The organism is Binatus soli (SeqCode) (assembly GCF_050015535.1).
GTDB classification, from domain to species: domain Bacteria; phylum Desulfobacterota; class Binatia; order Binatales; family Binataceae; genus Binatus; species Binatus soli.
Window position 1 is genome coordinate 143,685 of record NZ_JBEKBF010000008.1, and the last position, 22,665, is coordinate 166,349.

Sequence of the window (22,665 nt, forward strand, 5' to 3'; positions counted from 1 at the left end):
AAAAGTGAAATCAGACGGGATGAGCGGCGCGCTCGGCGCGCACCTCTTCCGCGGTGAATACCCAGCTATACTTCAATTCCGCGCGCGCGAACGCCTCGACCGCGCCCTCGCCGCGTTCCACCAGCGCGATTGCCGCGATTACGTTTGCGCCCGCCTCGCGCATCGCAGCCACCGCTTGCAGGCTCGATCCTCCGGTAGTGATCGTATCGTCGATCACGGCGGTCTTCAGGCCGGGCTTGAACGCGCCCTCGATGATTTGTTGCAGCCCGTGCTGCTTGGTTTCCTTGCGCACGAAAAAACCGCGAATACTGACGCCGCCGCGGTGCGCCGCTGCCATCACTGCGTCAGTCACGGGCAACGCGCCGGCCGCCATGCCGCCGATTTGTTCGACGCCCGCCGCGGTCGCGAGTTCCAGCAGCAGTTCTCCGGCCAGGTACGCACCACGCGGAACATACAGCGTGCGTTTGCAATCGACATAGTAGTCGGACGCGCGCCCCGATGAGAGCGTGAGTTGGCGCTCGAAATACGACTCCCGGGCGAGCATCGCCAGCAGCTCGCGGCGTTCTTCGGATCGCATAATTGAAGGGTGATCTTAACGGATGCAGCGGGGGGCACAAGAGCGGTATACTGCGATTTTGCCCTGCCGATAGCTTCAAGGCGCCCGGTGGCGGACCACCACTGTATCGTTGTGGTCGAGAATCGGGTGAACTGTCGAGCAAGGCAGCGAAGGAGAAGCAGCGATGCCGCAACGAATTCCACAATTCGAGCGGCGCGCGATCATAAGTGACTAGCGAAACCGCACCCCGTATAATCGGAACCGCCACTGCATTACCCGACAACTACGTCGGTCAGGAACAACTGACCTCGCGCCTGCGCGAGCTGTGGGAGAAACGCTACTCGGATCTGCGCCGCTTCGACAAAATCCAAGGCGCGCTCGGAATCACCGGGCGCCATCTCGCCCTGCCCATCGAGGAATACATCCCGCTCGACACCTTCGCCAAGACCAACGATGCGTGGCTGCGCGTTGCGCCCAAAATCGGAACCGTGGCGGCTGAACTCGCGCTCGAACGCGCCGGCCTGAAGCCTCGCGAGGTCGATCATTTATTCTTCGTCACCGTCACCGGCATCGCCGTTCCGAGCATCGACACTCGCGTCATCAGCGCACTCGGTATGCGCAAGGAAATCAAGCGCACTCCGATCTTCGGGCTCGGATGCGTGGCGGGAGCGGCGGGCACGGCGCGCGCTGCCGACTACATCCGCGCGTATCCGTCGGAAGTCGCGATGCTGCTATCGGTCGAGTTGTGCTCGCTCACGCTGCAGCGCGAGGATCTTTCGATCGCCAACATTATCGCGTCCGGGCTGTTCGGCGACGGCGCCGCCGCGATGCTGATAGGCGGCAATGCCCGGGCGGCGACCGGCCCGCAGGTAATCGCGACGCGTTCGCTCGTCTTTCCAAACACCGAAGAAATTCTCGGCTGGGAGATCGTGGACAGCGGCTTCAAAATCGTTCTGTCGTCGAAGCTCACCGACCTCGTCCGCGCCAATATCCTCGACGAAGTTGATTCATTCCTTGCGACGCAGCAAATCGACCGCTTGCATATCCGCCATTGGATCGCGCACACCGGCGGCCCCAAGGTGCTCGAAACTCTCGAGGGCGCGCTGGCTCTCCCCGAGGCCGCGCTGGCACGTTCGTGGCGCTCGCTGCAATCGGTCGGAAATCTCTCGTCCGCGTCCGTGATGTTCATCCTCGACGAATTGCTCGAAGACCACGCCGCCGCTCCCGGCGACTACGGCCTGATCATCGGGATGGGTCCCGGTTTCTCGGTCGAGCTGGTCCTGCTGAAGTGGTGATCTCGCTTCGCACCTATCTGCTCATCCTCGCGCTGTTGGTCGTCGAGCGGGTTTTCGAGCTCGATCGCGCGCGCCGCAATGCGCGCCGTGCGCTCCAACACGGGGCTGTCGAAGTCGGCCAGGCGCACTATCGCGTGATGGTCGCATTTCACGCGCTGTTCATCGTGTCATGCGCAGGCGAAGCGGCGTTTTTTCCGCACGCATTCGCGCCCGCGGTCGCGTGGCTCGCGCTGTCCGCTGAAATCGCCGCGCAAGCGCTTCGCTACTGGGCGGTCTCGACTCTCGGCGATCGATGGAACACGCGAATCATCGTGAGTCCCGACCGCGCCCCTGCGACCGACGGACCCTATCGCTTCATGCGCCATCCCAACTATCTTGCGGTGGTCATCGAGATCGCAGCGGTGCCGATGATCGGCGGTGCGATCTTCACGGCGATTGCGTTCTCGATAGGCAACGCTCTGATTCTCGCCGTGCGAATTCCGGCCGAGGAACGCGCGATGGGCGGGCGATACGCCGACGCGCTTGGCTCGCGCCGCCGTTTTTTCCCTGGCTTGCGGCGCCGGCCAGAATAGCCCCGCAATATCGCGGCCCGACCCGTGATTTCCTGACATTCGCTCTGCGCGCGATGCCTGCTATCATCGCGCCGTGTTTTTCGCACCGTTCCTCGCTTTCTACGCGATCGTCTTTTTCCTCGTCCTCGCGTTCTTTTTTATCCTGGTCGAAATCCACGTTATCAACTACGCACTCGTGACGATCGGCCTGCCACCCGAGCTGGCGTTCGCCGCTTTGCTCGTGAGTCTCGTCGGCAGCTACATCAATATTCCCATCACGCGCGTTGCCACCGGCCGGCCGCGTCCGGCTGCGGTGGTCCGCAGTTTCGGTATTCGCTACAGAGTGCCGGTTCGCTACGCCACCGACTCGACGATCGGCGGCGCCGGCACCTTCGACGGGATCTTCCTGACCGGAATCGTCGCCGTCCTGCTGGCATGAGCGCGGAAAGTTACGCCGGTTTGAATTTCACCAGCGTGTGATCCGGCGTCACGTCGTCGAAGCAGACCTCGACCGGCATCTCGACGCGCACATCCTCCGGCGCCGCGATGATATTGCTCGTCATGCGCGGTCCCTCGGCCAGTTCGACGATCGCCAACACATACGGCGCGTCGGAAAACGCCCGGCTCGACGCTCGCCGCACGACGGTAAAGCTGTACACCTTGCCGCGCCCGCTCACGCGTTCCCAGGCGAGATTGTCCGAGAAGCATTTGGGGCATCGATCGCGCGGATAGTAGATGAACGCGCGGCACGCGCCGCAGCGCTGAAGCGTCAGCTCGTGGCGCCGGGCCGCCTCCCAGAACGGCCGGCTGGTTGGCGATGGCTTCGGAAGCGGTTTGTAGTACTCGCTCATGATCTGCGCTCCAGCACGAGACTTGATTGCTCGCTCATGATTCCGCCGTTGCCGTTGACGTAGCCGAGCGCCGCGCCCTTGACCTGGCGCTCGCCGCCGCGCCCCATCAACTGTCTTATCGCTTCCGTCACGTGACTCATGCCGCCCGCCAGCCCCGGCTGACCGAACGATAATTGCCCGCCGTGCGTGTTGCACGGAAAGTCGCCCGCGTACGTCAGGTCGTGCTCCATCACGAACGGTCCGCCATCCCCCTTCTTGCAAAAGCCCGCGTCCTCGAGCGTGACGATCACGGTGATCGTGTAGCAGTCGTACGGACACGCCAAGTCCATGTCCTTGGGTTGCAGACCCGCCATCTTGAACGCGGCCTCGGCGGCCGGCTTGATCGGCGATTCGGTGATCGACGGCGCATAAGTGATCGTCGAATGATTGGCGTACTCGCCCGCTCCCAGCAGCCATATCGGCGGATTCTTTGCGCGTTTCGCCACCTCGGGCGACGCGACAATTATCGCTGCGCCGCCGCTCACCGGGCTTACGATTTCATATAGATGAAGCGGATCTACGATCATCCGCGAGTTCAGCACGTCGTCGATCGTAAGCGCCTTGTCATTGAACGTCGCCAGCGGATTCTTGAGCGCGCTGGTCCGCTGATCGACCGCGACCTTCGCCATCTGCCGCGCCGTGGTGCCGTATTCATGCATATGGCGATGCGCGATCATCGCGTAGCCGCAATTGGCGCCGATATTTCCGTACGGCGCCTCGAACTCGCGCTGCACCGATATCACCGGCGGGCGCTGGTCGCCGACCTTGTTCAAATCCGCGACGATGCACAGCACTGCGCTGCACATTCCCGCGTCGATCGCCGCCGCCGCGCGCCAGATCATCCCGGCCGGACTCGCGCCTCCGATATCGACCTGGTTCAGCATCCGCACGTTCAGCCCCAGCACCTCGGCCGCGCTCGCCGGGTAAATCATCCCCGGGTCCGAAAACGGCACGCCGACCAGAAAGCCGTCGATGTCTTTCTTCTCCAGCCCCGCGTCCGCGATCGCCTCGGCCGCCACCCGCGCCATCAGGCCGAGCGCGGTCAGGTCGCCGGGTTCCTTGACCGGTTTGAGTTCGCCAATTCCAATCGCCGCTGCTTTTCCCTTAAGGCTCAATTCGCATCGACCTCCCGCGTTTGCGTTTCCCAGTTCGCGCGTGCGCGCATCTCGATCACGATTACCACAAATTGCGTCTTGCGAGCCCGCCGCCGCGCGGTTCAAATCGGTGAAAAAATCTTATAGCTTTGTTTGTTCGAGGTGCTTTTAACGAAATGGCATTTATCATCTGTGACGACCATAACCTTGACGTCGAGGCCGACGGAATCGACAACGCAGTCGCGAAGCAGTTGATGCTGACCGACGCAAAACCGGGCGCGACCCCGATCGAAAAAGAGATCATCGAGTTCGGAATTAAGCATCGCAACTGCAACATCCGGATTCTCGGCGGCTAGTTTTAGATCGGATTCGAGTCCACCGACGCGATCGCCGGCTCGATGCCGGGATCGTCGCTTCCGCACGCCCGCGCGCATTTTAAAGCGTTCGATGTTGACCGGCTGACCAGCCGGCAGATACACTGCCGGGGCGGGGTGGAGCAGTCTGGTAGCTCGCCGGGCTCATAACCCGGAGGTCGAAGGTTCAAATCCTTCCCCCGCAAATGATCCCTACATCTGGCCACGATTCAGCAATCGAGTTCGCGGCTTCCAGGGCACGCGCCAGACTCAGCGAGCGCAACGAGCCGGGCTTCGAAATCCTGGCCTTGCGCCACCAAATCGCGGTGCTGCGCCGCACTGGGACCCGGCGCCCGCGGTTCAGCGTCCGGGCTTCGTCCCACGGAAAGGCATCGCCCGGATCAACTCACGAATCTCGCGATTCACGCCTGGCCGTCCGGGTGCCATCATGGATCACGAGAGTCGTTGCCTGTTTTCGAGGGCAGGAGTAACGTGACCGCGTGCGCTTCTTCGCTGTAATCCTGATCGTCCTGCTGCTTCCGCTCAGCCCGAGCGTGCCGTCTGCGATGGCGTGTCCCACTATGACGGGTTGCGCGAATCGCTCGAAGAGCGCTCCTATGAATCAGCCGAACTGCTGCAAGGCGCCGGCGGCACCAGATAGAGCGACCAGCCAGGCGCGAGCCGCGGATCATTTCGACTCGGTCGGGAGTCTGCCTGCCACCGCGGTGATAACCGCGATTTCATACGTTCAAAATAGCGTCATCACCCGTGGCTGCTCGCCGCCCGGTCGTCTCCTTTCGTTAGCACTTCTCTGTTCACGTCAGATCTGAGCCTTCCGTAAGCGCGTGAGTTGGAAGCGCGGATGCTTCGCATCCGCCGCCGACGCTCGCGTGCTGCTCGCTCGCGACAATTGGGAAAGACATTTGCCGATACGATCGGCAGATAAAGACGCGGGTTTTCAAAAAAACCTGCGGATACGCAGCAGCGCCGCGATTGATCGCGGTTGGAAGGTTGGATTTTTGTGAAATGCTATACGCAAGCATTCGCCGCATAGCGGCGCGAAATTTATTAGCAACCCTGATCGCGATCACAATTCTGATCGGCATTCCGTCCTCAGGACACGCACAGGACAGCGCCGCTCCGGCGGCACAGCAGGATGTCGCTAAACCTGGCGGTGGCACTGAGACGTCCACCAGTTCAGATCGACTGCGGTCGCTGATCGACGAGGCCCTTTCCCGTAGCCCGATCGTGCTCGCGGCGCGGAGCCACTGGCAGGCTCAAACGAAGGTTCCGATCCAGGCGGCGACGATCCCCGATCCACAGGTGTCGCTCCAGCATTTCACGGTCGGCAGTCCCCAACCATTCTCGGGTTACGAGAGCAGCGACTTTTACTACACCGGCTTCGGTGTCTCGCAGGACATCCCGGGTCCGGGCAAGCTTCGCTTGCAAAAATCCGAGGCCGAAAAAGACGCCGAGTACGCCAGGCGTCGCTATGAAGCTGCGGAGCGTGAGGTCGAGGAAAAGGTCAAGGAGACCTACTTCGAGCTTTTCTATCACGCGAAGACGCTCGAGATTCTCAATCGCAATCAGGCGGAGCTGAGACAGATTCAGCAGATCATAGAAACCAGGTATCGGCTGGGACAGCGACTGCAGCAGGACCTGATCAAGGCGCAGCTCCAATCCACCGAGTTCCTTAAGGAGCACGCGATGCACCATCAGGAGGAGGACCAGGCACAGCTCGAGCTCAAGCAGATCCTCGGGCGCGATCCCGACTCGCCGAATATCGACATCGGCGGGGTCGCAGCGACGCACCTGCAGCTCGACCCATCGCAGCTTGCGCAGCTAGCCGATAGCGGTTCCCCGGACCTCGCAGCGGATCGTGCGATGGAAACGCGCAGCGCGGAAGCATTGAAGCTGGCGCATCAGGGGTACTGGCCGGACTTCACCGTGGGCTACTCGTACCAAAAAACCGGCCCCGGATTTCGCGATTACTACATGCTGAATCTGGGCGCGAAGGTTCCGCTCTATTTCTGGCGCAAGCAAACGCCCGCGATCGAGCAAGCCGCGCTTGAAGCCGAGTCGGCGCGCGCGCAGACCCGTGCAACTCAACTGCAGGTTTCGTCCTTTGCAGAAAGCAGCCTGGTCGCGATGCGCACCGCGGAGCGAACGATGTCGATCTATCGCGACGGCCTGATTCCGCAGGCTCAAACGTCGGAGGCCTCGGCGATGGCTGCGTATCGAGTCGGCAAAGTCGATTTCCAGACGCTGCTCTCGTCGGTTCTCGATTTACAGAACCTCCGGCAGGAGTACTACCGCAGCCTGGCCGACCACGAAATCGCGATCGCCAAAATCCAGCAGGTAATCGGTGACCAGAGATGAATTACAACTCATTACAATTACGGCTCAGGACAGTCATTTTGATCCTGGGATCCCTTCTCTTCCTCGCGGCGCCAATCGCATACGCAGCCGATTCTTCGCTGGCGCCAATCCGGATCGCGCCGGAGCGCCGGCAATTGATCGGTCTCAAGTTCGCGACCGTGGTGCGAAAGGACGTAAGCGATCGCCTCGAGACCACCGGCAACATAGAGACTGACGAACGGCTGCAAGGCTACGTGCAAACGCGTTTCGCCGGATGGATCGAACAGGTGTTCGCGAATTCGACTTATCAGTACGTCCGCCGAGGCCAGCCCTTGTTCACGATCTACAGCCCGGACCTGGTCAGTACCGAGAACGAATATCTGCTCGCCGTCGATGCCCGCAAGCGCGTCGAAGACAGCTCGGTCGCCGATGTGACCACCGACGCCGCATCGCTGGTCGATTCCGCCGCGCAACGTCTAAGCCTGTGGGGAGTGTCGCCGCGCGAGATCGCACGGTTGGAACGCGAGCGCACTGTACGCCGCGCCGTCGAGATCGATTCGCCCATGAGTGGGTACATCGTCGAGCGCAACGCGCTGCCCAACATGTACGTGCAACCGGACACGCGCCTGTTCACGATCACCGATCTGTCGAAAGTGTGGATCTATGCGGCGGTGTTTCAGGACGAGATCGGCAAGGTCCGTCCCGGCGACCCCGCAACCGTTACGGTCGACGCTTATCCGGGTACGAACTTCGATGGGCGCGTCGATTTCATCTGGCCGCAGATCGATCCGATCACCCGCACCGCCAAAGTGCGATGCGAGTTCAATAACCCCAACGGCCGGCTGCTTCCGGGGATGTTCGCGCAGGTTGCGCTGGATCTGCCGATGGGCGAGCAGACTGTCATTCCGGACACTGCGGTTCTACGCACGGGCACGCACAATGTCGCGTTTATCGATCGCGGCGACGGTTATCTCACTCCCGCCCAGCTCGAGCTGGGAGCGCACGTCGGCGATGAGTTCATCGTGCTCAAGGGACTCTCGCCCGGTCAGCAGATCGTCAGTTCCGCCAATTTTTTGATCGACTCGGAAAGCCAGCTCCAGGCCGCCGCCGGCGCGTTCGCGCCGGCTGCGCCGGTCGTAGGCGCGAATGCGGCTGCACCAGCGGCACAGCCTGTTCCCCAGGCAAGCATTGCGTTCACGAGCGACCCCAATCCTCTCGTGCGCGGCCACAACAAGGTGATCGTGACGCTCCACGATTCCAGCGGCGCGCCAATGTCGGGCGCGAAAGTAGAGGTGTCTTTCTACATGGCTGCAATGCCGGCGATGGGAATGGCCGCGATGCGCGCGCAAGCCATCGCAGATGATCAGGGCAACGGCATCTACGCCGCAAATATCGAACTGCTTAGCGGTGGCACCTGGAGCCTGACGATCGTCGCGTCGAAGGGTGGCCATCCGATCGCGACCAGGCAAATGGACGTATCAGCAAGCGGCTCCATGGCGATGTGAGGGAAGAACGATGATCGAGAGAACTATCGACTGGTGTAATGCGAACCGCTTCATCCTGTTCGCCGGTGTGCTGGCGCTGGTAATCGCGGGCGTTTGGTCGCTCGATCGGATCCCGCTCGATGCGCTGCCGGACATCTCCGATGTTCAGGTGATCATCCACACCGAATGGATGGGCCAGCCACCCAATCTGATCGAGGATCAGGTGACCTATCCGATCGTCACCGCGATGCTTGCTGCGCCGCATGTGAAAGCAGTCCGGGCGCAGACGATGCCCAGCGATTCGTACGTGTTCGTCGTGTTCGAAGACGGCACCGACATCTATTGGGCGCGCAGTCGCGTCCTGGAATACCTCCAACAGATAGCCGGCAAGTTGCCGGCTGGCGTGAATCCCGCGATCGGCCCCGACGCAACCGGCGCGGGCTGGGTGTACGAATACGCTCTGGTCGATAAGAGTCATCTTCACAGTCTCGCCGAGCTGCGCAGTTTGCAGGATTGGAACGTGCGCTACGCGCTCGAAACCGTGCCGGGGGTTTCAGAAGTCGCCACTATCGGCGGCTTCGTTAAGCAGTACCAGGTCAAGCTCGATCCGAATCGGTTGCTGGCGCTCAAGGTCCCGCTGGAGACGGTGATCGACAAAATCCGCGACAGCAACGGCGAAGTCGGCGGACGGGTTCTCGAGATGTCAGGAGCGGATTACATGATCCGCGGCCTCGGTTACGTTCATTCGGTGGCAGACCTGGAAGAAATTTCCGTTGCGACCAACAACGGCACACCGGTGCTGATAAGGGACCTGGGCGTTGTCAGTCTGGGCCCCAATCTTCGCGAGGGCGCCGCTGAATGGAACGGCGACGGAGAGACGGTCGGCGGCATTGTAGTGATGCGCTACGGGCAGAATGCCCTCACCGTCATCGGCGGGGTCAAGCAAAAGCTTGCTCAGATTCGAAAGACTCTGCCGGCGGGAGTCGAAATCGTCGCCGGCTACGACCGATCGGGACTAATTCAGGAATCCATCAACACACTGAAACGCGATCTGCTCGAAGAAGCCATCATCGTCAGCCTCGTGATCATCGTTTTTCTCTTTCATCTGCGTTCGGCGCTGATCCCGATTCTCGCGCTGCCGATCGCGGTCATCGCGACGTTTATCCCCATGTACTATCTGCAGATCAGCTCCAACATCATGTCCTTGGGCGGGTTGGCGCTGGCTATAGGCGTGCTCGTCGACGCTTCGATCGTAATGGTCGAAAACGGGTACCGGCACTTGTCGGAGGCACAGCACGAGGCGTCGCAGAAAGGCGAGTCAGTATCCGAACCCGAACGGCAGCGGATTCTGCTATCGGCTGCGAAGCAAGTCGGCCGCCCGATTTTCTTCTCGCTGATCATCATCGTCGTCTCGTTCCTGCCGGTGTTCCTGCTCGAATCGCAGGAGGGACGGATGTTCCGGCCGCTGGCCTACACCAAGTCTTTCGCGATTGCGTTCTCCTCAGTTCTCGCGATCACGGTGGTCCCGGTGCTGATGGTCTTCTTCATACGCGGCAAACGGCTGCGCCCCGAGGAGAACAATCCCATCTCGTGCTGCTTCCAGGCCATTTATCTGCCAGTGATCCGATGGTGCCTGCATCATCGCGCGCTGACGATTGCCGCCAACGTTATTTTCCTGCTGCTCACGATTCCGCTGCTTTTCAAGATCGGCAGTCAGTTCATGCCGCCGCTGTATGAAGGGTCAAGTCTCTACATGCCTACCGCGCTGCCCGGGATTTCGATCACGTCGGCGGTAAATCTGATGCAGAAGCAGGATCAGATCATCCGCGCGTTTCCCGAGGTCGAGAGTGTATTCGGCACCGTCGGTCGATCCGATAGCGCGACCGACAACGCACCGCTGGACATGTACGACACGACGATCATGCTCAAGCCGCGCGACCAATGGCGAAAGGGCATGACCTACGATCAGCTCGTTGCCGAGATGGACGACCGGCTGCATTTTCCCGGCCTGTCGAACTCCTGGACAATGCCGGTCGAGAACCGGCTCGACATGGAACTGACCGGGATCAAAACTCCGGTCGGACTCAAAATTCAGGGTCCCGACGTCGACCGGATTCAGCAGATAGGTTCTCAGATCGAAGAAATACTCGGTCCCGTCGCTGGCACGCGGGGAATTTTCGCCGAACGAGTTTCTCAAGGATTCTACATTAACGTTGATGTCGATCGCGCCGTCGCCGCGAGGTATGGCCTGACGGTCGGAGACGTTCAGCGGGCGGTCAGCTCCGGGATGGGCGGCGAGAATATCGCGACCACCGTCCAGGGACGCGAGCGCTACTCGATCAACGTTCGCTATCTCGCGGATTACCGCAGCGATCTGAACGCGCTTCGTCGAATATTGATCATGACGCCGACGGGAGCGCAGATCCCGCTCGGCGAAGTCGCGCGTATCAGCTTGGGCCCGGGACCGTCGATGATACGGGATGAAGACGGGCTGCTGACCGGCTACGTCTATGTTGACCTCGCGACGTCCGACTATGGCAGCTACATTGACAGCGCGCAGCGCGTGCTCGATCGGCAGCTGCATCTGCCTGCCGGATACACTGTGAAATGGTCGGGAGAGTATGAGTTCCAGTTGCGCGCGCGAAAGCGCCTCACAGTGATCCTGCCCATCGTTTTCGGTCTGATCTTCGTCCTGCTTTACATGCTCTTCCAGTCAGCGACTGAAGCGATCGTGCTGATCCTTCCGACCGTGTACGCGATGACGGGCGGGCTGCTGCTTCAGTACATGATGGGCTTCAACTTCAGCGTTGCCGTGTGGGTCGGGTACATCGCGTTGTTCGGCATCGCTGTCGAGACCGGCGTCGTCATGGTGATTTATCTTCACGAAGCTCTCAATCGTCGCGTCGCCGCCGGCGATCTCGCGTATGGGGACATCGAGTTGGCGGTGATCGAGGGCGCAGTCCAGCGGCTTCGACCCAAGCTGATGACCGTTGCAGTCGTGATGCTCAGTCTCGCGCCGATTCTATGGGAGAGCGGGATCGGCTCCGACGTGATGAAGCCCATCGCCGCGCCAATCGTCGGCGGAATGATCACGTCGACCATTCACGTCCTGATACTGGTGCCGGTGTTCTTCGCGATCATGAAGGAGCGGGAAATCAAGAAAAAGAGCCCGCACTGAGGAGCAGGTGGCCAACCTTATCGACAGTCGCGACGCAGTTGCTGCTCACGGGCCTCGTGAAATGCCGATCGGGGTTGCGCTTCTACGTGCCAGAGAGGAGCGTTCACAAGCGTATCCAGTCGTTGGTGCAATATTTGGGAAATATTCAAGAGAAGTAGAAAACTACGAAAAATCCGAAAGGAAGGAGAAAACGACGATGAAGCGACTAAGCATATTTCTCGCGACGGTGCTTTTGATGTTGTCTGCAGCCACGCTGCCAGCCACTCGAGCGATTGCTCAACAAGCGGCTGTGACGGACGACAATCTCGACCAGGCGATCGCTAACGCGAAAACCCCTGCCAACCATGAGGCCATCGCTGCGTTCTACGAGCAAGAGGCTGCCGACACGAAGAAAAAAGCGGACCTCCATCGGCGCTCGGCGGAGACTTATCGAAAGTCGGGTCTTTTTTCGAGGCCAGTCGGCATGCCTGGCATGGGCAAGATGTGCGACAACGTGGCAGCGATGTGGGACCAGATCGCGGCAGACACAGAAAAGCTCGCAAAGGAGCATCACGAAATGGCCAAAAAGGCCGCCGCACCGACTCGACAGTAAGTCCACGACGGGCGGGGCGGCAACCGCCGCCCTGCCCCGAAAGTAGCGCAATCGAACTCCGAGTGTTGGGTGCCGGTTAACCGAATAGCAAAGGTATGGGAGGCAGCAACGATGGATAGAATAATCTCACTTCTCCTGTTCGCGGCATTCTTCTACTTCATAATGCGGTTTGGCTGCGGCGCGCACATGGTTCATGGCCATCATCACGAAGGGCCGCAAGGGACAGGACCCGGCGCCGGAAAATCGTCTAAAGATCCGGTATGCGGCATGGAGGTTGCCCCGGATGCCGGCTACTCGGAGAAATACCAAAGTCGCGAGTACCGGTTCTGTTCTCGCAAATGCCTGGACCAGTTCGACACCAACCCTCAGCAATTCGCGCGCGCGTAGGAGGATCGTATGAACCGGAGTGTCTCATTCAGTGGCGTCGGTCATGCAACCAGCCTGTTCCTGGCGATCTCTTTCGTCCTTTGTGTCGCGGGGGACTTCGTTATGCCGGCGCACGAGATGCATACGGCGTGGCAGCGCTTGTTGCCGGCCTTCGAATGGATTAGCTGGGGAAGCTTTTTCCTGGGTATAGTCGAAAGCTACGCGTGGGGGTGGTACTTCACGCTGATCTGGGTGCCACTCTACAACGTGATATCGGCAAGACAACGAGCGGCTTGATGGCCAGCCCGGCCGCCAGCCACCTGGAGAGACGTTGAGCAGTCAAGTCATCGACCCGGTGTGCGGGATGCAGGTTGATTCGGCCAAGAGCGCCGGATCGTTTGAATACAAGGGCGCGATGTACCATTTCTGTGGCATCCGCTGCCTTGAGAAATTCAAAAGCGCTCCTGACACCTATGTAACTCGCGCGGCACCGAAGATGGCACCGGCGAAAGGCAGCGCCCCCTTGCCAGTTGCGGCGGGTGCTCCTTTGTACACGTGCCCGATGCATCCCGAGATTCGGCAGAACCATCCGGGGTCGTGTCCGAAATGCGGCATGGCGCTTGAATCTGTCGCGCCAATCCAGCCGGTTTCGAAAACCGAATACGTCTGCCCGATGCATCCACAGATCGTCCGTTCTGAGCCGGGCAATTGTCCAATCTGCGGAATGACCTTGGAGCCGCGCGTCGTAAGCGCCGGCGATGAGGCGTCACCGGAACTGGCCGATATGACGCGGCGCTTCTGGATAAGCGTCGCGCTCGCACTGCCCCTGATCTTGATCGAAATGTCGGACATGCTTCCGGGCCAGCCCTTTCAGCGCGTGATGCCCGCGTCGGTCCGAACCTGGATTGAATTGGCGCTCGCAACTCCAGCCGTGCTGTGGGCGGGCTGGCCGCTTTTCGTTCGCGGCTGGCAATCGATCGTCAACCGCAGCCTCAACATGTTCACCTTGATCGGGATGGGTGTCGGCGTCGCATACGGTTACAGCCTGTTCGCAGCCGTGTTCCCGAATTTATTTCCCGACTCATTCCGGGGCGCCGATGGTTCCGTACCGGTTTACTTCGAGGCCGCAGCCGCGATCACGGCGCTGGTGCTGCTCGGCCAGGTCCTTGAGCTTCGGGCTCGAAGCAATACCAGCAGCGCGATCAGAGCGCTGCTGGGATTGGCGCCGAAGACGGCACGCGTGATCAGGCCCGACGCCCGCGAGGAAGATATCGCGCTTGACCGCGTCGTCCCGGGAGATCGGTTGCGCGTGCGGCCGGGCGAGAAAGTCCCCGTCGATGGCGTCGTAGTGGAGGGGACCAGCTCGGTTGACGAATCGATGGTTACCGGCGAGCCAATTCCCGTTGAAAAGAAACCGGGTGACCGCCTGATTGGCGCGACCATCAATGGAACCGGTGGATTTATCATGCGTGCCGAGCGAGTTGGCAGCGATACTCTGCTCGCGCAGATCGTCCGCATGGTGAGTGACGCCCAACGCAGCCGCGCTCCGATTCAGCGGCTCGTCGATGTGGTTGCTTCGTATTTCGTCCCGGCCGTCATACTTTCGGCCGTGATCACCTTCATCGTCTGGGCGATTGTCGGCCCGCAGCCGCGCATGGCCTATGCGCTCGTGAACGCGGTCGCGGTTCTGATCATCGCGTGTCCATGCGCGCTCGGCCTCGCAACTCCCATGTCGATCATGGTTGGCACCGGGCGTGGCGCGACCGCGGGCGTGCTGATCAAGAACGCCGAAGCGCTCGAGATTCTCGAGAAGGTGAATACACTCGTCGTCGACAAGACCGGGACTCTGACCGAAGGAAAACCGCGACTGGTCTCAGTCACTGCGCTCGACGGTTTCACCGACGCCGACGTTTTGCGGCTCGCCGCCAGCCTCGAGCGTGGCAGTGAACATCCGCTGGCGGCGGCCATTGTGGCAGGCGCTCAAGCGCGCGGGCTGAGTCTCGTGCCCTCCGAGGACTTCAAGTCGGTGACCGGCCAAGGCGTGACCGGCCGCATCGAAGGGCGCGCTGTAGCGCTTGGAAATCAGCACATGATCCGCGAGCTCGGCGTTGCCATCGAAACTGTTTCCGCCGATGCCGACGCTCAGCGGAAAGATGGCCACACCGTGATGTACCTCGCGATCGACGGCCGCCCTGCCGGACTCATCGGTGTTGCCGATCCAATCAAGGCATCGACCGCGGAAGCACTCAAGATGCTGCAGGATGACGGCGTCAAGATCGTCGTTTTGACCGGCGACAATCGAATCACCGCGGCGGCGGTCGCGAAAAAGCTTGGCATCGATCAGGTCGAGGCAGAGGTGCTGCCCGATCAGAAAGCTACGGTGGTGAAGCGATTGCAGTCGGAAGGGCGCATCGTCGCGATGGCGGGCGACGGTATCAACGACGCGCCCGCGCTGGCGCAGGCGCAGGTCGGCATCGCGATGGGCACCGGCACCGACGTCGCGATGGAGAGCGCGGGCGTCACTCTGGTCAAGGGCGATCTGCGCGGCATCGCGAAGGCGCGGCGCTTAAGCCGCGCGACCATGAGCAACATCCGGCAGAATCTATTCTTTGCGTTTTTCTACAACGTGCTCGGAATACCGATCGCCGCCGGCGTTCTCTACCCCGTATTCGGCCTGCTGCTGAGTCCAATAATCGCGAGCGCCGCGATGAGCCTGAGCTCCGTGTCAATAATCGCCAACGCACTCAGATTGCGAACGGTTGCCCTCTGAAGCAGGAAGATGGTCTTGCGCGCGTGCTGGTCCCGGATGCGAGCGCCACGTCTGCAGGTCGACTTCGGCAGGATTTAGCTAGTTCCGGATTGGGTGAAACGAACCTCACGGCGCTCAGGCCAGTGGAATTGTCCGACGAGGGGAAGTGCACGTGTTCTTCGCGATCATGAAGGAGCGTGCGCTGAAGAAGGGAATCCTGCTGTAACCATTAGAAGGCACATCCTCATTTGAGTGATGATGGCATCGACTGAACTCGGCATCGGAGACAAAAGCATCAATGACTCCCGGGTCGTGATTCAATCAATCGTACGGGGTCTGCGCTTGTTCGAAGTCGTTGGTCAAACTTGCGCGCGCAGATTTCCATCCCAAAACCAAGCGTCGAAAGACCATGCCCCGGCTCCGACGTTGATTAGGAACAGCAAAGCCATCGTCATCGCAAAATCAGTCCTCGCGTCGCTCATCATGAACCAAAAGCCCTGATTCGGGTGCAACAACTCGGGGATCTTGGTGGTCGAGATCGCGGTCAGGATTACGATCAAGAGCGGTATGCTCGCGAACCTGGCGAAAAGGCCGATCAAGACCAGAAAGCCACAGGCGATCTCGAAGGTTCCTACAAAATGCGCCGTAAAAGCGGGGTATGGGAATCCGATCTTCGCGAATCGGAGAATTCCCATGGACGGGTCGATGTATTTGAGAATTCCCTGCGTGAAGAAGATCAAGCCGACGGCCAGTCGAATGAAGACAATGCTTCTCGCGTTCCAGGCGGGAGCGAGAAGTCTGTTGATCTCAATTCCTCTAATGGCCGTGCCCGCATTTGGAGGTGAACAGGTTGATCAGATTTAGAAAGCCACGCCGCTGAATGATTGCGCTCGCTTATCCCGGATGCTATCTAACTTCGATATCGAGATACGATAATTGATGGCCGCATCCAATGCAATCTATTCCGGACTTATCCGCCTCCACATTCTCCACCACGCGTCGAAGGAGGCGATTTTCGGGTTGGGAATCATCGAGGAACTCGGGCGGCACGGCTACAGGTTGAGCGCTGGAACCCTCTACCCGCTCCTTCACGGCCTCGAACGCGAAGGATATCTGCGCTCGTTCGAGAAAAGAAACGGTCGACATAGCCGGCGTCTCTACCGAGCGACTCCCGTGGGCCGCAAGGCATTGCAAAAGGCGAAGACCAAAGTCCACGAGCTCTTCGCAGAACTCTTCGAAGATGGATGAGCAAGCATCGCCAAGAAGCGGGGATCACCGTGAGACTGCCAAGCAGGACGGCCCACCACTTTCGCGGCACATCGTTACCGACCCACGGATGCTGAAAGAAATCGCCGTTTCGTTCTTGCGGCTTGGCACGACCGCCTTCGGCGGACCAGCGGCTCACATCGCGATGATGGAAGAAGAATTCGTCCGGCGGCGAGAATGGCTTTCGCACGAAGAATTCCTCGACATGCTCGGCGCGACCAATCTGATTCCGGGGCCGAACTCCACGGAGATGGCGATTCACATCGGCCATCAGAAAGCGGGCTGGAAAGGGCTGGTCGTAGGCGGGGTCTGTTTCATTGTCCCCGCCGTGCTCATCGTGATGGCCATCGCGTGGGCGTACGTTCGGTTCGGATCGCTGCCTCAGGTTCAGGGAATCATGTATGGGATCAAACCCGTCATCATTGCCATTGTGCTGCAGGCGTTGTGGAGGCTCGCTCCCAGCGCAGTTAAGAGCAGATTTCTCGCTATAATTGGCCTCATCGCTACCGCGAGTGCGCTGCTTGGCGTCAACACGCTGCTCGTTCTCTTCGGCGCCGGTGTTGTCACAGCGGGCGCGGCGTGGATCAATCAACGCCGCTTCACGGAGCCCTTTGCCGCGATCCCAACGATCAGATGGCCGGGTATTCTGCCAGTGCTCAAGAGCGTAAGTGCAACGGCAGCGATCGCACCCTTCAGCCTCGTAGGACTTTTTCTCTTCTTTCTCAAGGTCGGCGCAGTGCTTTATGGGAGCGGCTATGTGTTGCTCGCCTTCCTTCAGGCGGACCTTGTAGATCGCTTGCACTGGATGACCCAGTCGCAATTACTCGACGCAGTCGCAGTCGGCCAAGTCACTCCGGGACCGGTATTCACCACCGCTACGTTCATCGGCTACCTGCTGGGCGGTACGACCGGAGCGATCGTTGCAACGATTGGGATTTTCGTCCCGTCGTTTATTTTCGTCGCTGCCAGCCGTCCGTTGATTCCGCGCATCCGGCGCTCGCCCATCGCAGGCCCGTTGCTTGACGGAGTGAATGTTGGCGCCCTCGCTTTGATGGCCGCTGTCACGTTGCAGGTCAGCCGAGCCGCGCTCGTCGACGTTACGACCGCAGTTGTGGCCGCAATCAGCGCCCTGCTGTTGATTTACTCTCGGATGAACTCCGCCTGGCTGATCTTCGCAGCCGGGCTCGTTGGCTTTGCCGCAACGCGATGGTTCGGAGGATGAAGGCCGGTCTCCGTGGGGCAGCGACGATCAGCCTGTTAGCGGTTGTCGTTTTTATCCTGAGCTTTCCAGTGATTGCATTCGCAGGACCTCCATATATCACGGATGATCCCGAACCCGTCGAATATCAGCACTGGGAGGTTTACTTGGCATCGCTATTCACCAAACAGCCGGGTGCCTGGACCAGCACATCTCCCCACCTGGAAGTGAATTGCGGGCCGCTTCCAAACATTCAGCTGCACGTGATCGCGCCGCTGGTCTTCTATGCGCCCAGTGAGGGGAGCAACAGATATGGCTATGGCGATACTGAGCTTGGTGTCAAGTTTCGCTTCATTCAGGAAGGCGACTGGGTCCCGCAGGTCGGAACGTTTCCGCTGTTAGAAGTGCCGACCGGCTCTCACGCTCGGAATCTTGGAAGCGGGCGCCTGCAGACGTTCTTGCCGATATGGCTCCAGAAGAGCATGGGCAAGTGGACCGCTTATGGAGGAGGCGGTTATTGGATCAATCCCGGCGCGAACAACCGCAATTGGTGGTTCACCGGGTTGGTCATACAGCGTGAGGTTTTGCCAAACCTCACGCCGGGCATAGAGATCTTTCACGGCACCTCGCAACAGACAGGTCAGCCGGAGGAGACCGGGTTTAATCTCGGGATGGTGTGGGACCTTAGCGGCACTCAGCACATCATGTTCTCGGCCGGTCCCGCTTTCGGAGGACCGAACCAACTTCAGGGATATTTCGCTTATCAACTAACCTTTGGACCAAATCCATAACTTGCTGGAGTAACGTTGCGCCCCGAGGTCAAGCTTTGGCAGACCGCTTCAGCGATAGCTTTCTGATGGTGGTCGGAGCTTTGAGCTCAGAGATGTTCGTGTTCCCGGTTTCGTCGACCGCTTGCCAAGTCTTGTCCGGATTGTACTCTACCATCTCGGAAGCGATCTGGGCGGTCTGCGGACCCAGGTCCTTTTGATAGATCTGGCCGTCTTGATTGACCACGAAGGTCATCACTCCCGAGTCCCGATAGCGAACCGGATAAGCGACCAGCGCGAACCCACCCGTCATCTTGCCATCGACGATATAATCTTTGGCGCCGCCCTGCGCAGCGGCCCCTTGACGGGTCAACAGCCGGTAAATGTAGCCGTGGAAAGGACGAGGTTGGCCCGCGACACGATGAAGGCGAGGTCCGTAGCCTTCACTGGCGGCTTCGGCTACCAGTGGACCTAGGGGACTTTCCGGCTGCTCGCCTGACTTGACCTCCCAGTACAGACCGTCCTGCTTCTCGGGGGTGCTTCTGAACTTCTGAGCGTATTGATGCGCCGGGTCGCCGTCATGAAGAGCGGCGCGGTATTCCTGCTCGGCTTTGACTATTTCCCCACAGACCTTGATTACATTCAGTTCGTTGAAGCCAATCCGGCGATATAGAACCTCCTGCTCGCCGTAAGCCGTGTCGAAATACCATTGGCCGCCCTTTTTTTGCAGCGGGATCGCGAGCGGGTAGTTCTCCGCGCCTATGTATAGCAATACTCGTCCCGAGCCGGTGGCAACGAACCGATGCATCTCATGATATTTCTCGACGAAGCGATCATTGTTTTCCTTGTCAGCAACCCGGTCGCCGGAGGAGACCAGGTCCTCGGCGGAGGGACCGAAAATCGCCAACATTCCCTGCTTATCGTGTTTCTCTGTAGCCGCGGCCAGCGCATCGGCCGCGGCGGCGGGCGAACTGAAGGCCTTCTGGCCTGGCTCCTGGGCGGAGCTCGGTTGCGAGGTACCTAGTCCGGTAGCTAGCAAGCCGATGAGTAAGACCTTTAGGATTAGCCGGCTGATGCCGCTTCCTCGATTATCGTCTCTTGCTTGAAGCATTGCTCTTTCCTTAGGTGGTAAGCCCTCGTGTCCACAGGGCGCTTTGCGTGGCCTATCCTCCAAGCCTTCTCCGCTCAACGCTTATGACCGGCAGGCGCTGCACGTCCCGCGGCGGAATGAGCCGATGGCGCCGCGCGGGCCGGTGCCCGGCCGAAGCTGGTCCGACCGCGGGCGCTGGCGGCCACAGCCTCGCGACCTGGTGCGATCCGGGCGAATGCGCTTCTGTTGAGACCGGTTTCCGGAGCCTTGGCGAAGCCTCGCAAGGGATTGGCCTGCGGCCTGGAGATATTTCGCGTAGCTGGCGCGTTGGACCTGTATGATGGTTTGGCGCCGGCCCCCGGACGGGCTTCGGCGGCGGCGCCCATCTGGCCTGGCTCGCGGCTTACCGTCTCGCGATTCGCATTGGCCGGACGACTCGCCGACGTGCCGGCTCCTCCGTAGCCTGCCTTGGCGCCTCCCCGCTGAGCGCCGGTGTAGCCTCCAGCCCCGCGATTGAAGTTACCTCTACCTCCGCGATACCCGCCCCCATAGCCGCCGACAGAGCCAAAGCTGCTGGTATTCGAGACGTACACATTATTTTGATAAATCACATAATGGTGGTGCCAGTCGGTGTTCCAGTAATTCCATCCCCAAGGCTGGTCTGCGAACAGACCGACCGCCACTCCGGCCAGGAACCCCAATGCTCCGACGCCAATCAGCTCTCCCATCGAGTATCCGGGATATACTGGGACTGGCGCGCCATATACCGCAAAAGGATTATACGTCGGAACATAAACCAAATCGGGATTGGCCGGTTCGATCATGACCATGCCATTTTGGTTGACGACTGTTTGTTGAGGTGTGTTCGCCAGGGTCCCCGCGGCGAGCGCTCTTTGGCGCATCACCTGAACGGCGTTGAGCACATCCTGGGGCTGAGAGTAGTAGGCCTGGCCGAGCGCGGAGGTCCACGACAGGTTGGTGTTCATATTCGCCAATACCGATGGAAACTGGGTCAGCGCCTTGATGCTGGGATCCCAATCCTGGCTGTCAACGGCCGCGGCCAGGCTGGCCCCGCTCAATCCGGCGTTTGCGCTCTGCCAGCGGGCCGCTTGGACGACCTCGATTGGATAAGTCGAGCCCGCCAGGATTTGTGCGACCAGTGCGTCCGGATACAGTGCAATCGGCGCTACCAACTGGTCGAGTTCGTCACTTGAAAGCGGAGCCGGCGCCTCTCCCGGACCTGCTTGCGCCCAGGCCACCGGGAGCGAAGGGCCGCTTGCGCATAAGACCGCCACGAGACAGCAACTGAGCAGCGACGACCAGCCTTGACGCTTCAGCGTTTTCATCAAACGCTCCTTTCGACAGAGCCCAACGTTTGTGGGATTAATCGAATTGGTAGTTCATCCGGGATTTCCGTTTTCCTCTTCGCTTCTAATCGCCTTGTAGACCAAACGGTCTCCCTCGGCAAGGCTTCAGCCAGGTTTTGCTCCACGGCCTTTCCAGAGCGGCGCCGGCCCGGTTACGGGACGTCGGTGCTCGCGTCGAGATACGCCAGTATCAGTTCATTTACCATCGATGGATCGAACGAGGCCGCGCCGCCGCCGTACATCGCGCCGCTGCGCGCGGGCGTCGCGGGCGGATTCTTCGCGTATTCGACGCCGGCCGCGATGTCTTTGACGAAACGCGCCGCCACTCCGGGAAGTGTCTGGAGCAAGGTGACGCACATATGAAAGCCCGCCGGCCGCTGCAGCCCGTTAAGCCGCCATCCACGCCCCACGAGAAAATCGTTGACGTGGTAGATGTCCACCTTGTCCGACGTAATCCCGATGCAGTAGGTCGGCTTGCCGATAATCTTGAGCTCCGGGATTTTTGCGATTCCCGACTTGATCGTGTCCGCCGCCTTCATGATGCGGCGGGTCGCCTTCAGGTAGCCCTCCTCGCCGAGCGTGACCATCGCCGCCCATGTCGATGCGCTGATTCCCTCCGAGCGGGTGCCCGCCACCGTGGGCGACGCATACAAGCCGCCCGGCCAGTCGGTCATCGCGAAGTACATGTGCCGTCGCAACGCGCGATTGCGATAGAGCACCACCGACGCGCCCTTCAGCCCATAGCCCCATTTGTGCGTGTCGCAGGACATCGAGGTGACGCCCGGCAGGCGGAAGTCGAACGCCGGAACGTCATAGCCGAGCTTTGCGATCCACGGCAGAATGAAGCCGCCGAAGCAGCTATCGACGTGCAGACCGACGCCGGCTTCAAGCGCGAGCTCGGACAACTTCTCGATCGGATCGATCAGCCCGTGCGGGAAATTCGCCGCCGAGCCCGCGATCGCGATGGTGTTGGGCCCGATGGCGCGCCGCATCGCGTCCACGTCGGCCAGGTAATCGGCTCCGACCGGCACGCGAATCAGCTTGATGCCGAAAAAGTGCGCGCCCTTGGAAAACGCCGGATGAATCGTATCCGGCGCCACCATCTCGGGCGCCGTGATTGCGCGCTCGGCACGCCCTTTCTCCCGATACGCCAGCATCGGCAGCATGACGCTCTCGGTGCCGCCCGAAGTGATCGCTCCGCAAACGTCGGCCTGCGGATCGCTCTCGCGCGCGAGCGCCGCGCCCAGCATCCGCGCGGTCATCGAGATTATCTCGCCCTCGAATTTGGTGCCGCTCGGGCACATGTCGCGGTGCAGCAGGTTGACGTGCGAGAACAGCGCGAACACGCGGTTGAGGTAGGCAAAGTGCTCCATCCCGCCATGGAAGTAGGTGCCCGAGATCTGGCCGGTCTGCCAGCGCGTGTTTTCCTGGCGCGCGATGCTGCGCAACTCGCGCATGACCTCCTCGGGCTGGCGGCTCTTCCTGGGCAGCTCGTGGTAGGTCTCGAAGGT

The 22,665-nt window shown here is 60.5% G+C and carries 21 protein-coding genes and 1 tRNA gene; 15 read left to right on the forward strand and 7 right to left on the reverse strand.

Going from position 1 to position 22,665, the window contains the following annotated elements:
- Positions 1-10 precede the first annotated feature (10 nt).
- Entirely contained in the window at positions 11-577 is a 567-nt protein-coding gene (gene pyrE, locus ABR989_RS08235; protein WP_428127454.1) for an orotate phosphoribosyltransferase, read from the reverse strand.
- A gap of 206 nt (positions 578-783) precedes the next feature.
- On the opposite strand from pyrE, the gene ABR989_RS08240 reads away from it, so the two are divergent.
- The 3 genes from ABR989_RS08240 (at position 784) to ABR989_RS08250 (ending at position 2,841) form a co-directional block, all read left to right on the forward strand.
- Entirely contained in the window at positions 784-1,851 is a 1,068-nt protein-coding gene (locus ABR989_RS08240) for a type III polyketide synthase (protein WP_428127456.1), read from the forward strand.
- Positions 1,845-2,423: an isoprenylcysteine carboxyl methyltransferase family protein gene (locus tag ABR989_RS08245; protein WP_428127457.1), complete on the forward strand. Its 579-nt coding sequence runs from the start codon at positions 1,845-1,847 to the stop codon at positions 2,421-2,423. Before ABR989_RS08240 ends, ABR989_RS08245 begins: the two co-directional genes overlap by 7 nt.
- Positions 2,424-2,496: 73 nt before the next feature.
- Positions 2,497-2,841 (forward strand): DUF1614 domain-containing protein, encoded by a 345-nt coding sequence (locus ABR989_RS08250; protein ID WP_428127458.1) that lies wholly within the window; start codon positions 2,497-2,499, stop codon positions 2,839-2,841.
- 10 nt (positions 2,842-2,851) lie between these two features.
- Here the strand turns inward: ABR989_RS08250 and ABR989_RS08255 are convergent, their stop codons facing one another.
- Both ABR989_RS08255 and ABR989_RS08260 read right to left on the reverse strand, forming a co-directional pair.
- On the reverse strand, positions 2,852-3,253 hold the full coding sequence (locus ABR989_RS08255) for a Zn-ribbon domain-containing OB-fold protein (RefSeq protein ID WP_428127460.1): 402 nt from the start codon (positions 3,251-3,253) through the stop codon (positions 2,852-2,854).
- Positions 3,250-4,407: a thiolase family protein gene (locus ABR989_RS08260; RefSeq protein ID WP_428127462.1), complete on the reverse strand. Its 1,158-nt coding sequence runs from the start codon at positions 4,405-4,407 to the stop codon at positions 3,250-3,252. Before ABR989_RS08260 ends, ABR989_RS08255 begins: the two co-directional genes overlap by 4 nt.
- A 155-nt stretch (positions 4,408-4,562) precedes the next feature.
- Between ABR989_RS08260 and ABR989_RS08265 the strand changes: the two genes are divergently transcribed.
- The 9 genes from ABR989_RS08265 to ABR989_RS08305 all read left to right on the forward strand — a co-directional run bounded on the left by ABR989_RS08265 (position 4,563) and on the right by ABR989_RS08305 (position 15,487).
- Positions 4,563-4,742, forward strand: coding sequence for a hypothetical protein (locus ABR989_RS08265; RefSeq protein ID WP_428127464.1), 180 nt, complete (start codon positions 4,563-4,565; stop codon positions 4,740-4,742).
- Positions 4,743-4,871: 129 nt separating this feature from the next.
- Positions 4,872-4,945 (forward strand) — tRNA-Met (locus ABR989_RS08270).
- Between the two features lie 820 nt (positions 4,946-5,765).
- Positions 5,766-7,118: a TolC family protein gene (locus ABR989_RS08275; RefSeq protein ID WP_428127465.1), complete on the forward strand. Its 1,353-nt coding sequence runs from the start codon at positions 5,766-5,768 to the stop codon at positions 7,116-7,118.
- A 38-nt stretch (positions 7,119-7,156) separates the two neighbouring features.
- Positions 7,157-8,602 (forward strand): efflux RND transporter periplasmic adaptor subunit, encoded by a 1,446-nt coding sequence (locus ABR989_RS08280; RefSeq protein ID WP_428127466.1) that lies wholly within the window; start codon positions 7,157-7,159, stop codon positions 8,600-8,602.
- 10 nt (positions 8,603-8,612) lie between these two features.
- The gene (locus ABR989_RS08285; RefSeq protein WP_428127468.1) at positions 8,613-11,759 is read left to right on the forward strand and encodes an efflux RND transporter permease subunit; all 3,147 of its coding nucleotides are present in this window, start codon (positions 8,613-8,615) and stop codon (positions 11,757-11,759) included.
- 7 nt (positions 11,760-11,766) lie between these two features.
- On the forward strand, positions 11,767-12,351 hold the full coding sequence (locus ABR989_RS08290) for a hypothetical protein (protein WP_428127470.1): 585 nt from the start codon (positions 11,767-11,769) through the stop codon (positions 12,349-12,351).
- A gap of 111 nt (positions 12,352-12,462) precedes the next feature.
- On the forward strand, positions 12,463-12,738 hold the full coding sequence (locus tag ABR989_RS08295; RefSeq protein ID WP_428127472.1) for a YHS domain-containing protein: 276 nt from the start codon (positions 12,463-12,465) through the stop codon (positions 12,736-12,738).
- A gap of 9 nt (positions 12,739-12,747) precedes the next feature.
- Positions 12,748-13,014: a DUF5676 family membrane protein gene (locus tag ABR989_RS08300; RefSeq protein WP_428127474.1), complete on the forward strand. Its 267-nt coding sequence runs from the start codon at positions 12,748-12,750 to the stop codon at positions 13,012-13,014.
- A 34-nt stretch (positions 13,015-13,048) separates the two neighbouring features.
- Positions 13,049-15,487 (forward strand): heavy metal translocating P-type ATPase, encoded by a 2,439-nt coding sequence (locus ABR989_RS08305; RefSeq protein ID WP_428127476.1) that lies wholly within the window; start codon positions 13,049-13,051, stop codon positions 15,485-15,487.
- Between the two features lie 338 nt (positions 15,488-15,825).
- Here ABR989_RS08305 and ABR989_RS08310 read toward each other — a convergent pair whose 3' ends face one another.
- Positions 15,826-16,206, reverse strand: a complete 381-nt coding sequence (locus ABR989_RS08310) for a DoxX family protein (protein ID WP_428127478.1) — start codon at positions 16,204-16,206, stop codon at positions 15,826-15,828.
- 199 nt (positions 16,207-16,405) lie between these two features.
- Here ABR989_RS08310 and ABR989_RS08315 point away from each other — a divergent pair, with 199 nt between their 5' ends.
- The 3 genes from ABR989_RS08315 to ABR989_RS08325 all read left to right on the forward strand — a co-directional run bounded on the left by ABR989_RS08315 (position 16,406) and on the right by ABR989_RS08325 (position 18,721).
- Positions 16,406-16,714 (forward strand): PadR family transcriptional regulator, encoded by a 309-nt coding sequence (locus tag ABR989_RS08315; RefSeq protein ID WP_428127480.1) that lies wholly within the window; start codon positions 16,406-16,408, stop codon positions 16,712-16,714.
- 88 nt (positions 16,715-16,802) lie between these two features.
- Positions 16,803-17,954, forward strand: coding sequence for a chromate efflux transporter (chrA, locus tag ABR989_RS08320; RefSeq protein WP_428127482.1), 1,152 nt, complete (start codon positions 16,803-16,805; stop codon positions 17,952-17,954).
- On the forward strand, positions 17,951-18,721 hold the full coding sequence (locus ABR989_RS08325; protein ID WP_428127484.1) for a hypothetical protein: 771 nt from the start codon (positions 17,951-17,953) through the stop codon (positions 18,719-18,721). Before chrA ends, ABR989_RS08325 begins: the two co-directional genes overlap by 4 nt.
- A 28-nt stretch (positions 18,722-18,749) precedes the next feature.
- Here ABR989_RS08325 and ABR989_RS08330 read toward each other — a convergent pair whose 3' ends face one another.
- From ABR989_RS08330 to ABR989_RS08340, 3 genes are all read right to left on the reverse strand, one after another.
- Positions 18,750-19,808 (reverse strand): DUF2950 domain-containing protein, encoded by a 1,059-nt coding sequence (locus tag ABR989_RS08330; RefSeq protein ID WP_428127486.1) that lies wholly within the window; start codon positions 19,806-19,808, stop codon positions 18,750-18,752.
- Positions 19,809-19,882: 74 nt separating this feature from the next.
- A complete protein-coding gene (locus tag ABR989_RS08335) occupies positions 19,883-21,133 on the reverse strand; it encodes a DUF3300 domain-containing protein (protein ID WP_428127487.1) in 1,251 nt (416 codons plus the stop codon).
- Positions 21,134-21,306: 173 nt separating this feature from the next.
- The coding region (locus ABR989_RS08340; RefSeq protein WP_428127489.1) for a pyridoxal phosphate-dependent decarboxylase family protein at positions 21,307-22,665 on the reverse strand (1,359 nt) is incomplete at its 5' end.

Bases quoted from the DNA above. Each gene is read 5' to 3' on its own strand.
- ABR989_RS08325 (WP_428127484.1), top strand. From the start codon at position 17,951: ATGAAGGCCGGTCTCCGTGGGGCAGCGACGATCAGCCTGTTAGCGGTT.
- ABR989_RS08335 (WP_428127487.1), bottom strand. From the start codon at position 21,133: ATGAAAACGCTGAAGCGTCAAGGCTGGTCGTCGCTGCTCAGTTGCTGT.
- ABR989_RS08255 (WP_428127460.1), bottom strand. From the start codon at position 3,253: ATGAGCGAGTACTACAAACCGCTTCCGAAGCCATCGCCAACCAGCCGG.
- pyrE (WP_428127454.1), bottom strand. From the start codon at position 577: ATGCGATCCGAAGAACGCCGCGAGCTGCTGGCGATGCTCGCCCGGGAG.
- ABR989_RS08295 (WP_428127472.1), top strand. From the start codon at position 12,463: ATGGATAGAATAATCTCACTTCTCCTGTTCGCGGCATTCTTCTACTTC.
- ABR989_RS08315 (WP_428127480.1), top strand. From the start codon at position 16,406: ATGGCCGCATCCAATGCAATCTATTCCGGACTTATCCGCCTCCACATT.
- ABR989_RS08330 (WP_428127486.1), bottom strand. From the start codon at position 19,808: ATGCTTCAAGCAAGAGACGATAATCGAGGAAGCGGCATCAGCCGGCTA.
- ABR989_RS08285 (WP_428127468.1), top strand. From the start codon at position 8,613: ATGATCGAGAGAACTATCGACTGGTGTAATGCGAACCGCTTCATCCTG.
- ABR989_RS08300 (WP_428127474.1), top strand. From the start codon at position 12,748: ATGAACCGGAGTGTCTCATTCAGTGGCGTCGGTCATGCAACCAGCCTG.
- chrA (WP_428127482.1), top strand. From the start codon at position 16,803: ATGCTGAAAGAAATCGCCGTTTCGTTCTTGCGGCTTGGCACGACCGCC.
- ABR989_RS08265 (WP_428127464.1), top strand. From the start codon at position 4,563: ATGGCATTTATCATCTGTGACGACCATAACCTTGACGTCGAGGCCGAC.
- ABR989_RS08275 (WP_428127465.1), top strand. From the start codon at position 5,766: ATGCTATACGCAAGCATTCGCCGCATAGCGGCGCGAAATTTATTAGCA.